This is a genomic window from Candidatus Gastranaerophilales bacterium, assembly GCA_028696075.1.
GTDB lineage: Bacteria > Cyanobacteriota > Vampirovibrionia > Gastranaerophilales > JAILCC01 > JAQVHS01.
This window is the reverse complement of the sequence record JAQVHS010000015.1, coordinates 25,753-36,222: the sequence shown is the minus strand read 5'-3', so window position 1 is coordinate 36,222 and position 10,470 is coordinate 25,753. Positions and strand designations below refer to the sequence as shown.

Sequence of the window (10,470 nt, the reverse complement as noted above, 5' to 3'; positions counted from 1 at the left end):
GAATAAATTATTCTGCAAATACTTCAAGTTTGTTTGCGGTTTGCTCAAAATATCGTATTGAAAACTTGTATTCATACACCAATCTTCCCTGACTTGTTATCAAAGATTATAATGATTAGAATAATAATGTCCATTTTATTTTTTTATAGGATAATATAAAGAATAAAAGGAGAAAAATATGCTGGACATAAAAATAATAAGAAGTGAGCCTGATAAAATTAACGAACTTTTAAAGAGAAGAAACCCTGATTTATCAATTGATGAAGTTATAGCCGTAGATGTCGAAAGAAGAGAAGTACAAGCCTCCGCGGACGAACTTAGGGCAAAAAGGAAAAATCTTTCAAAAGAAATCGGCATTCTAATGAAAAACGGTGAAGATGCAGTGCAGCTTCAGGAAAATGTGCGAAATATCGGCTCGGAAATTACAGCGCTTGAGGAAAAAGAACGTGAATTAAACAAAAAACAAAACGATTTACTTCTGAATATCCCTAATACTCCTGATGAAACCACACCTATAGGTACAAGCGAAGAGGATAATGTAGTTGTTGATACATACGCAGAACCTGCAAAATTTGATTTTGAACCAAAGGCGCACTGGGACTTAGGTGTTGAGCTTGGAATTATAGATTTTGACAGAGGGGTGAAACTTGCACAAACAAGATTTTCCCTTTTAAAAGGACGCGGTGCAAAGTTAGAACGTGCTATTATCAACTTCTTTCTTGACTTACATACGCAAGAACACGGCTATACGGAAATATTACCACCGTTTTTGGCTAATGCAGCTACAATGACCGGTACTGGGCAGCTTCCTAAATTTGCAGAAGATATGTACAAATGCGAAGAAGAAGACCTCTATCTGATACCAACGGCAGAAGTTCCGGTTACAAATATGTATGCGCAAGAGGTTTTAAAAGAAGAAGATTTACCGCTTTATATGACGGCTTATACCCCTTGTTTCAGAAGAGAAGCGGGAAGTGCGGGAAAAGATACAAGAGGGTTGATAAGAGTTCATCAATTTAACAAAGTCGAACTTGTAAAATTAACTACCCCCGAGCAAAGCCCTGAAGAACATGAAAAACTTACCAAAGATGCACAAAAGGCTCTCGAATTGCTGGGTCTGCCCTATAGAAGAGTTGCATTATGCTCTGCTGATATAGGTTTCAGCGCTAAAAAATGCTATGACCTTGAAGTATGGATGCCTTCCTATAACAACTACAAGGAAATTTCAAGTTGTAGTAACTTCGGTGATTTTCAGGCAAGAAGAGCTAATTTAAAATATAAAAATCACAAGACGCAAAAAAACGAATTTGTCCATACAATAAACGGTTCGGGTTTGGCTGTAGGCAGAACTGTTGCAGCTATAATGGAAAACTTTCAGGACAAAAACGGTTCTGTCCATATTCCAAAGGTACTGCAATCTTATTGCGGCTTTGATATTATTGAATAAAGGTGCAAAATGAATATATTGAAAAAAACATACTCTTTTATTTTCTCATCAAACGGTTTAAGCGTTTTAATCTTTTTAATAACATCAATACTGCTTACGTTTATATTGTCCGGTCAATACTACCTTCACCGCAATATTATTCAAAACAGTGTGAGTAAAAAGGATATTTATGCAACTAAAAACATAAAGGTAACAGACACTGAAAAAACCGAAAAGTTAAAAGCGGAAATGGTTAAAAAAGTAGCTCCGACTTTAGTTCCTGTTCAGGATGAATTTATAAGAAAAAAACTTGATAAAAACATTGACAAGATTAAACTTGAGCGCAGTATGTCAATCCCTTTCAGTTCAAAAACCGTTGATTTAACCGGATATTTTGATATTAATGAGAATAAAGGCGATGATATTGCTATTGTAGAAAATCTGATAACGATGTCTGATGACCACTTTCAAAGGATGACCAAAATTACTAAGGCAACTTTGCGCAATATTTTGGAAAAAGGTATTAGTGAAAGTGATATTGAACTTAACGTTGATAAAATAGTACAGGATAATATTACCGGCTATGCCTCAAATCTTGATACACTGACCATAGAATTTTTAATAAAAAAAGTAATAGCGCCAAATATTGTAGTAGATGAAATAGCAACCGAAACCTCAAGAAAAAATGCAGCGCAGTCGGTAAGACCTGTAGAAGTTTTCTTCAATAGAGGCGATCAAATTGTAGCGGCAGGTCAAATAGTTACAAAGGTACAAAAGGATGCAATTAAAAAATGCGGATATAATGTAGTTCAGCTTAACTTTAGCGGGATTTTGGGTATTTATCTGCTTGTTGCGCTTTCTCTTATTGTTATAGCTACCCATTTGCGTAATTTTGATCTTAGATATGCCAAAAACTCTTACTACACTTTAATAGCAGTATTAATGATAATGATATCAGCCGCAGCAACGCTGATGCCGAGCAATATTATTTATTTATTGCCGATACCTGCTTTTACGATGCTGGTATCAGTATTTACAAACCCCAGAACCGCAATGATTTCTTCAATAGCGGCGCTTTGTGCGCTTTCAATTGCGCTTCAATATGATGTTGATGTCTCTATAATATTTATATTCGGTATTATATTTACGTCCTTTACTATAGGAAGAGTAGACTATACAAGAAGAATAGACCTCATAAGGATAGGTATGGGCATAGGCTTGATATTAGTGGCTGCGATAACAGGTACATTTTTCCTTGAATATAACTTAAGTGAGATAACACTGCCTATATACTTGTCTTATGTAAGCGCTGCCTTTATAAACGGTATAATAAGCTCTATTATTGCTTTAGGACTATTACCCGTGCTTGAATCAACTTTTAAACTGGCAACTCCCTATGGTCTTGCAGAATTGGCTAACCATAACCAGCCGCTTTTAAAAAAATTACAATTTGAAGCTCCAGGAACGTACCATCACAGCTTAATGGTTGCAAGTCTTGCAGAAGCTGCGGCGGAAGCGGTAGGCGCTAACCCCGCTTTGGTTAAAATCGGAGCTTTTTATCACGATGTCGGCAAACTTAAAAGACCATTGTTCTTTATTGAAAACCAATCTTACTTCGGGATTGAAAACCCTCATGAAAAATACAATCCAAGATACAGCAAAATGGTTATTACAACCCACCCGAGAGATGGTTTGGAGTACGCTAAAGAATATAATATTTCACCTGCCATATATCCGTTTATACTACAGCACCATGGCGACAGCGTAGCATCCTATTTTTACAATCAGGCAGTAAAAGAAGAGGGCAGCGAAAATGTCAGTGAAGAACAATTCAGATACAATGCTCCAAAACCCAATACAAAAGAAACGGCTATATTGATGCTTGCCGACGCGGTAGAGTCAGCGGTTCGTTCAATGAAAACCCCTACCCCTGAAGAAATTGACAGTATGATTACAAAAATAGTAAACGACAGATTAGCAGATAATCAACTATCCGAGAGTCCTTTGACATTAAGGGATTTGAAGACCATTGCAGCTACTTTTAACCGTATTTTAAGAGGTATGCAGCACCATAGAATCAAATATCATGAAGATATCCTTGATGAGATTGAAGCTAAAAACCAAAAGAAAGAAGATAACAAAAATGCTTAATGCCTTTTGTGAAAATATTTCAAAAACACAATTCCAATTAAATAACGCAGAAGTGGAAGTTTATGCAAAAGAGCTTTTAAACCTTGCATTATCGGAAGATATTATTGTAGAAAAGTCCTGTTTCAAAGAGTTAGACCATAACAAACTTGATGTTGAATTTGAAATTTTGCTTTGTGACAACGATAAAATCCGTAAAATAAACAAGGAATACAGGAAGATTGACGAGCCTACAGATGTAATCACCTTCGCACTTTTTGCCGACAGTGAACATAAATTCATCAACAACTTAACCATAAGCCTTGGACAAATTATTATTTCGCTTGAAAAATCAAAAGAACAAGCCTGCGAAAATAATGTAACTGAAATTGATGAGTTTATGAACTTATTAGCACATGGGGTTTTGCATCTTATCGGCATTGACCACCCTGATAATAAAAATTTGACATTTATGTTAGAATTACAACAGGTTATGATAGAAAGAATTAAAAATGTCAAAATATAAGGCTTCGGGAGTAACTGAAAGTATGGGCTTTGCTCTTAGGGGCGTGTTCATTTGCCTTAAATCACAGCTGAATTTCAGAGTAGAGGTTATCTTTGCTATAATGGGCTTTATTTTAGCGCTTTACTTGCGTTTTACTTATGTAGAACTTGCCATTTTTACTTTTACTGTGGCATTGATGCTGTTTGCGGAAATGATGAACACTGTCAATGAATTTATTATTGATGCCTATTTTGGCAACAAATACTCTATGCTTGCAAAAATGGGAAAAGATATTTGCGCAGGAGCGGTGTTTTTAATCTCATGCCTGTCTATTGTTATAGGAATGCTTCTTTTCGCGCCAAAGATATATTCAATATTAGTATTTAAACTGAGGTAAAAAATGGTTAAATTAGGTGTAAACATAGACCATATAGCAACGTTGAGAAACGCAAGAGGGCAGCAGGAGCCTGAACCTGTTTTAGCTGCGGGAATTTGTGAGCTTGCGGGCGCTGATTCCATAACGGTACATTTAAGAGAAGACCGCAGGCATATAAAAGACGCTAACGTAAGAGCGCTAAAACACACGTTAAGAACAAGAATGAACCTTGAGATGGCAGCCACTAAAGAAATGCAGGAAATTGCGCTTGAGATTTTGTCTCACAGCTGCTGTATAGTACCCGAAAACCGCAGAGAAATAACAACGGAAGGCGGGTTGGATGTTGAAAACAACCTTGAATATTTAACAGATTACATTGCAGTATTAAAAAACAAAGGTATCATCGTAAGTCTTTTTATAAATCCGGATGAAAAACAGGTAGAAGCTGCGGCAAAAGCCGGCGCTCAATATATTGAACTTCATACCGGACAATTTTCGCTTGATTATAATACCCCGAATGAACACCTGGCGCTTGAAAACCTGAAACAGGCATTTATAATAGCAAAAGAACTGGGGCTTAGCGTTAATGCGGGTCATGGTATTAACTACCATAACGTAGCAAAATTACTTGAAATCAAAGGATTTGAAGAGCTTAACATCGGCCACGGTATAATATCAAAAGCGGTCTTCGTAGGATTAGACAATGCCGTCAAAGAAATGAAACAACTGATTGACTTAAATTCATAAGGAGATAATTATGTACGAAAAATTGAAGGATTTCCAGCTTACTATTGTTGCCATAATTATAGGTATTGCGTTGATTATTTGCTCAAATTATGCTGCCGATGCAATTAAAAGAGAAGGCGTAGGCGTTACAGGGTCTGCATTTAAAGTGGTAAAATCGGATGTGGCTATTTTGAACCTTGATATAAAAGCGCAAAATATAAGCAAAGCCGCTGCTTATAACAAAATCAGAAGTCAACTTCCCGAGCTAAAAGACTACCTTATATCACAAGGCATAAAAGAAAATGAAATAACAATCATGCCCGCAGACAGCTATCCCAATTACAAAATAAACCCTCAAAACGGCTACACTACCAATATAGTTGAATTTTACAACTTCAATCAGACTATACAGATTAAGACTAACAATGTAGAAACAGTTAAAATATTATCAACGGCAGCCCAATCTTTGTTGGACAAAGGAATTGATTTGACTGTCAATCCTCCCGAGTACTACTGCTCCGAATTGAACGACATCAAAGTTCAACTTTTAAAAGAAGCAACTATTGATGCAAAACAAAGAGCGGCAGGCATGCTATCCGCCACTAACAACAAGGTGGGTAAAATACAATCGGTAAAAATGGGCGTCTTTCAGGTAACTCCCGTTGATTCTACTATGGTAAGCGACCTTGGCATAAGCGATACAAGCTCAATAGATAAAAAGATTACAGCTGTTGCAAATGTAGTTTTTTCAATAAAATAAAAAATAATTTACACACCTTAACCGATATTTTTGCTATTCTATAAAGATGAGAAGAGGCAAAAGGAGCTCGCTATGAAAAATACCGTTGTAGTAGGTGCCCAGTGGGGAGATGAAGGAAAAGCAAAAATAACAGACTTGCTGGCAAAACAAGCCGATGTTATTATAAGGTATCAAGGCGGATGTAACGCAGGTCATACTGTTGTTGCAAACGGCAAAACATACAAATTCCACCTTATCCCTTCAGGAATTTTATACGACGATAAAATGTGCGTGATAGGGGCGGGAACCGTTATACATCCTGCTGTTTTAATGGATGAAATCAACGACCTGATAGCAAAAGGTATTGACACTCAAGCCCTTAAAATCAGTCATCTTGCACATTTAACAATGCCTTATCATATAGATTTAGACGGTGCGGATGAAGCCAAACTCGGCAAAAATAAAATCGGCACTACCAAACGGGGAATCGGACCTACCTATACCGATAAAATGGCTAGAATAGGTTTTAGAATAGAAGATTTATACGACGAAGAACTTTTAGATGAAAAAATAAATAAGATTTTGCCGATAAAAAACCAGCAGCTCGAGCAAAATTACGGGCTAAAGCCTTATAGTAAAGAAGAAATAAAAGAATTTTGCTCCAAATATGCAGAACTTCTCAAACCTTATGTTGATTTTGAGCTTTTAGACAAACTGCATGACGATTATAAAGCAGGTAAAACCATTCTTTTCGAAGGCGCACAAGGCGCTTTGCTTGATATAGACTTTGGTACATATCCGTATGTTACAAGCTCAAACCCTGTTGCAGGAGGAGCTTTTACAGGCACGGGGCTGGGTGCTACCGTGGTGGAAGAAATCATAGGCGTGTTTAAAGCCTATATTACAAGAGTAGGGGAAGGACCCTTTGTTACCGAGCTTGAAGACGAGGAAGGTGCCAAAATACAAGAGATAGGACAAGAATTCGGGGTAACCACAGGCAGAAAACGCCGCTGCGGATGGTTCGATGTTCCCTTAGCAAAATACAGCGCGCAAATCAACGGTATGACAGGAATTGCTCTTACCAAACTTGATGTATTTGACGGTTTTGAAAAAATCAAACTATGTACAGCTTACATAGATAAAAGAAACGGCGAAACTTATACCTCTTATCAAACAAACATCAATACCCACAAATATTTAGAACCTGTTTATCAGGTGTTTGAAGGCTGGTGCGAAGACACAACGAAAGCAAAAACCTTTGAAGATTTGCCGCTGAATGCAAAAATTTACCTTAAAGAGCTTGAAACACTTGTCCGGACTCCTATCAAAATCATAAGCGTAGGACCTGACAGAGAACAAACTATATTTAATACGTGCCTCGCAAGTGTTTAACGATTTTGTCAAAAAGGTTCACTATCTGTACATAAACATTTGCTATAGAGTTAAATTGCTGTGAATTAAAGAACAGCAGAACGTTTTCCTCGTTGGAATATCCACCCTTGTATTCTTCGCAGCCCCTGCCAAGGTCCAGTTCTAAAACAGAGTTTTCGAGCAAATATTTTGTAAGTTCATACATAAGAACCTTGCCGGGTGAAATTTTATTGTAATTCCTGTCATAAGCTGACATTAAAAACCAATATTTCCCACCGCTGTCAATAATACCAAGCTCATAAGCAATCGTTATATCATCATTTTTCAACGACAATCTTGATAGTTTCACATTCTCAAAATTTCGCATTAAGTCTTCAAAGTATTTTTGCGTATTATCTTTTCTGTTGAACAAGCCCCATCTTGATTTATGCAGTTCAATAAATTCATTTATTACCTTGCTGTTTTTATTAACATCATATTCAAAAACAACGCTGTCTTGCAGGTTGTTTTCTACGTAGCGTTTTTGGCGGTTGATATTTTTCAGTTCCCCGTGTTTAGGGTTGAATTCTGTATTTATAATCTGTTTTGTTTCACTCACCAAAGCTTGATGCCTTATCTTTTTATCGCACAAATAGCGGGTTAAAATATTTGCAAAATCTGTCCGGGCATTTACATGCTCCAAGTTTATATCAAGCTTATTCTCAAAAATATAATCCAATAAAACAGGGATGAATTCTTTATCTTTATAAAGTATATTACATTCATCAAAGTATAAAGGGCGTGTCCCTATAAGGGAAAGGACATTTTTATTTTTGTAAAAAGGCGCAATTAACTTTATATCATCCCTCTTGTCATATATGGCGATAATACTGAGTTTTCTGTATTCACAAAAATTCTCCCACCACAACCTGCACCAGTCAAAAGAAAGGTTATACGCTGCGCCGGGATTATACAACTCATCCCATTTAGCTTTTAGCTCATCGTTAAAATTATCAAAAACTTTTATTACAATATTAGCCACTTTCACACCTTAAACACAATCCCAATGATTATATTTAAGCAAAAAAGCGGTGTTTTAACAAGTTATTAACTAAAATCCGGGTAAATTAGGTTGACGTTGACCGCCACTTCCTAAAATATCTTTAGAAGCAACCCGTAACTTATCTATAAATCCGTTATATTTATTTTTTGAGCCATTTACAACTTTTCTCAATGCTTCATGATCCGAAATAAAATTCTTCACAGGATTTTTTATCCACTTTGTCGTAAATTCTTTAACACAATTAGGAATAACCTTTGCTATATTTTTCCTAAAGGCAAAAGCTGCTACCAATGATGCCAGCAATAATAATGTTTTGCCACTGCCTGATTTTTTTTCGTAAGAATCATTCGGATACGGACTAGTCTTAGCGTATCCTGCTTCACCGTTAAATGCTATTCTTTGAGAGTTAATATTGTTTAATGATTGAACTGAGTTGACCATGCCTTATACCTCGTTTATTACCTGTTGTATATATAAAAAATTTTTGACAAAAAAAATTGCCCGGGATAATTATAAAACCTTGTAAAATAATCATTTTATTAGTTAAATTAAGGTATGGTAAACGAAATAAAAAAATATTTAAAGTACTATAATATGCCTTTGGCTGAACTTCTTGACAAGGCGGAAAAATGTACAATAGAAAATTTTGGCAGCAGGATAGAACTGTGTTCTCTAATAAGTGCAAAAACGGGTAGATGTGAAGAAAACTGCAAATACTGCTCCCAAAGTTCACACTATCTGACCGATATCCATACACATCCGTTGGTAAGTATTGAAGAGGTTATTGCGGCAGCAAAACATGCAAGAGAGAGTGGCGCGACAAGGTTTGCAATAGTAACTTCGGGCAAATCACCCGACAAAGATTTTGATAAACTTCTCACGATGATAAAAGAAATCAATAAAATAGAAGGGCTGACAAGCTGTGCATCCATAGGGATAATAAACGAAGCCCAGGCAAAAGCGCTTAAAGAAGCAGGGTTAACAAGGTTTCACCACAATATAAATACGTCAGAGTCGAATTATGCCAATATCTGCACGACACACTCTTATCAAGACCGAATAAACACAGTCAAACTTGTCCAAAAATACGGTATGGAAGTTTGCTGCGGAGTTATTATAGGTATGGGGGAAAGCCTCGAGCAGCGTATAGAAGCCGCTATTGAAATAAGAGATTTAGGGGTTGAATGCGCGCCGATTAATATTCTTACACCTATAAGGCATACGCCGCTTGAACATTACGGGGATAAAATTACCGAAGAAGATATAATAAGAACTATAGCAACATTCAGGCTGATTATGCCCAAGATAGTTTTGCGCTACGCAGGCGGAAGGATGGACAGGCTATCGGAAGAAAACAGAAGACTCGGGATAAAAGCAGGAATAAACGCTGTTTTAATAGGTAATATGCTTACAACTACAGGCATAAAACCTCAAGATGATTTGATTACATTAAAAGAACTGGGGAAAAAAATATGTTCAGCTATTTAAAAGGAACTCTTATAGCCAAAATCGAAAATAGTCTTGCGGGCTGTCATTTGGTACTGGAAGTGAACAACATAGGCTACAGCATTTTTGTAAATAAAAAAACGCTTAAAGAACTGCCTGATATTACAAGCGAAGTAACTATATACACTTATCTAAGCCACAAAGAAGATGCGATGACTCTTTACGGCTTTGCCTCAAGAGAGCAAAGAGATATGTTTTCAATGCTTCAAACCGTTTCAGGAGTCGGGGCAAAAGTTGCTCTTCTTATTTTAGAGTTATCATTGCAAGAAATTGTTAGTTCTGTCCTTCAAGAAGATGTGAAACTCCTTACACAAATAAAAGGCATAGGTCCAAAACTTGCTAAAAGGTTAATTTTAGAACTAAAAGACAAAATGGTTAATTATAAAGAAATGGTGGATTTCAACTTCAATGATAAAAAAGAAAGCTTTGAAAATTATGCCCTTATTTCACAAGGATTTAGCGAGGCAGAAGCAGTGCTGTTATCGTTAGGTTATTCAAAAGAAGAAATATCAAAAGGCTTGAATGAAGCGAAAACCAAAGTATCAAATGAGAATGATACTCAAGAAATCCTTACTATAGCGCTTGAAATAATTTCTAAATCGTAAATACGCTAATCAATAGATGTATGAAATATTTTAATAGCTTAAAATAC

At 36.3% G+C, this 10,470-nt stretch carries 11 protein-coding genes; 9 read left to right on the top strand and 2 right to left on the bottom strand.

The genetic code is table 11. The features are described 5' to 3' along the window. Positions 1-178 precede the first annotated feature (178 nt). The 7 genes from serS (at position 179) to PHX18_08610 (ending at position 7,291) form a co-directional block, all read left to right on the top strand. The gene (gene serS / locus PHX18_08640) at positions 179-1,447 is read left to right on the top strand and encodes a serine--tRNA ligase (GenBank protein ID MDD3594677.1); all 1,269 of its coding nucleotides are present in this window, start codon (positions 179-181) and stop codon (positions 1,445-1,447) included. Positions 1,448-1,456: 9 nt separating this feature from the next. Beyond that, a complete protein-coding gene (locus PHX18_08635; GenBank protein ID MDD3594676.1) occupies positions 1,457-3,577 on the top strand; it encodes an HDIG domain-containing protein in 2,121 nt (706 codons plus the stop codon). Continuing rightward, positions 3,570-4,079, top strand: coding sequence for an rRNA maturation RNase YbeY (gene ybeY / locus PHX18_08630; GenBank protein ID MDD3594675.1), 510 nt, complete (start codon positions 3,570-3,572; stop codon positions 4,077-4,079). The genes PHX18_08635 and ybeY overlap by 8 nt, the downstream gene beginning before the upstream one ends. Further along, positions 4,066-4,455: a diacylglycerol kinase family protein gene (locus PHX18_08625; protein ID MDD3594674.1), complete on the top strand. Its 390-nt coding sequence runs from the start codon at positions 4,066-4,068 to the stop codon at positions 4,453-4,455. The genes ybeY and PHX18_08625 overlap by 14 nt, the downstream gene beginning before the upstream one ends. A 3-nt stretch (positions 4,456-4,458) precedes the next feature. Then, a complete protein-coding gene (locus PHX18_08620) occupies positions 4,459-5,181 on the top strand; it encodes a pyridoxine 5'-phosphate synthase (protein ID MDD3594673.1) in 723 nt (240 codons plus the stop codon). A gap of 10 nt (positions 5,182-5,191) precedes the next feature. Beyond that, positions 5,192-5,920 carry an SIMPL domain-containing protein gene (locus tag PHX18_08615; GenBank protein ID MDD3594672.1) on the top strand — a complete coding sequence of 243 codons (729 nt, stop codon included), beginning with the start codon at positions 5,192-5,194 and terminating at the stop codon, positions 5,918-5,920. A 72-nt stretch (positions 5,921-5,992) separates the two neighbouring features. Then, positions 5,993-7,291 (top strand): adenylosuccinate synthase, encoded by a 1,299-nt coding sequence (locus PHX18_08610; protein ID MDD3594671.1) that lies wholly within the window; start codon positions 5,993-5,995, stop codon positions 7,289-7,291. Here the strand turns inward: PHX18_08610 and PHX18_08605 are convergent. Together PHX18_08605 and PHX18_08600 are read right to left on the bottom strand one after the other, a co-directional pair. Next, entirely contained in the window at positions 7,266-8,291 is a 1,026-nt protein-coding gene (locus PHX18_08605; GenBank protein ID MDD3594670.1) for a GNAT family N-acetyltransferase, read from the bottom strand. The two genes, PHX18_08610 and PHX18_08605, sit on opposite strands and share 26 nt — an antisense overlap. Before the next feature lie 69 nt (positions 8,292-8,360). Continuing rightward, a complete protein-coding gene (locus tag PHX18_08600; GenBank protein MDD3594669.1) occupies positions 8,361-8,753 on the bottom strand; it encodes a hypothetical protein in 393 nt (130 codons plus the stop codon). Positions 8,754-8,867: 114 nt separating this feature from the next. Here PHX18_08600 and bioB point away from each other — a divergent pair, with 114 nt between their 5' ends. Together bioB and ruvA are read left to right on the top strand one after the other, a co-directional pair. Further along, entirely contained in the window at positions 8,868-9,800 is a 933-nt protein-coding gene (bioB, locus tag PHX18_08595; protein MDD3594668.1) for a biotin synthase BioB, read from the top strand. Then, positions 9,785-10,423: a Holliday junction branch migration protein RuvA gene (gene ruvA / locus PHX18_08590; GenBank protein MDD3594667.1), complete on the top strand. Its 639-nt coding sequence runs from the start codon at positions 9,785-9,787 to the stop codon at positions 10,421-10,423. Before bioB ends, ruvA begins: the two co-directional genes overlap by 16 nt. Positions 10,424-10,470: the final 47 nt, after the last annotated feature.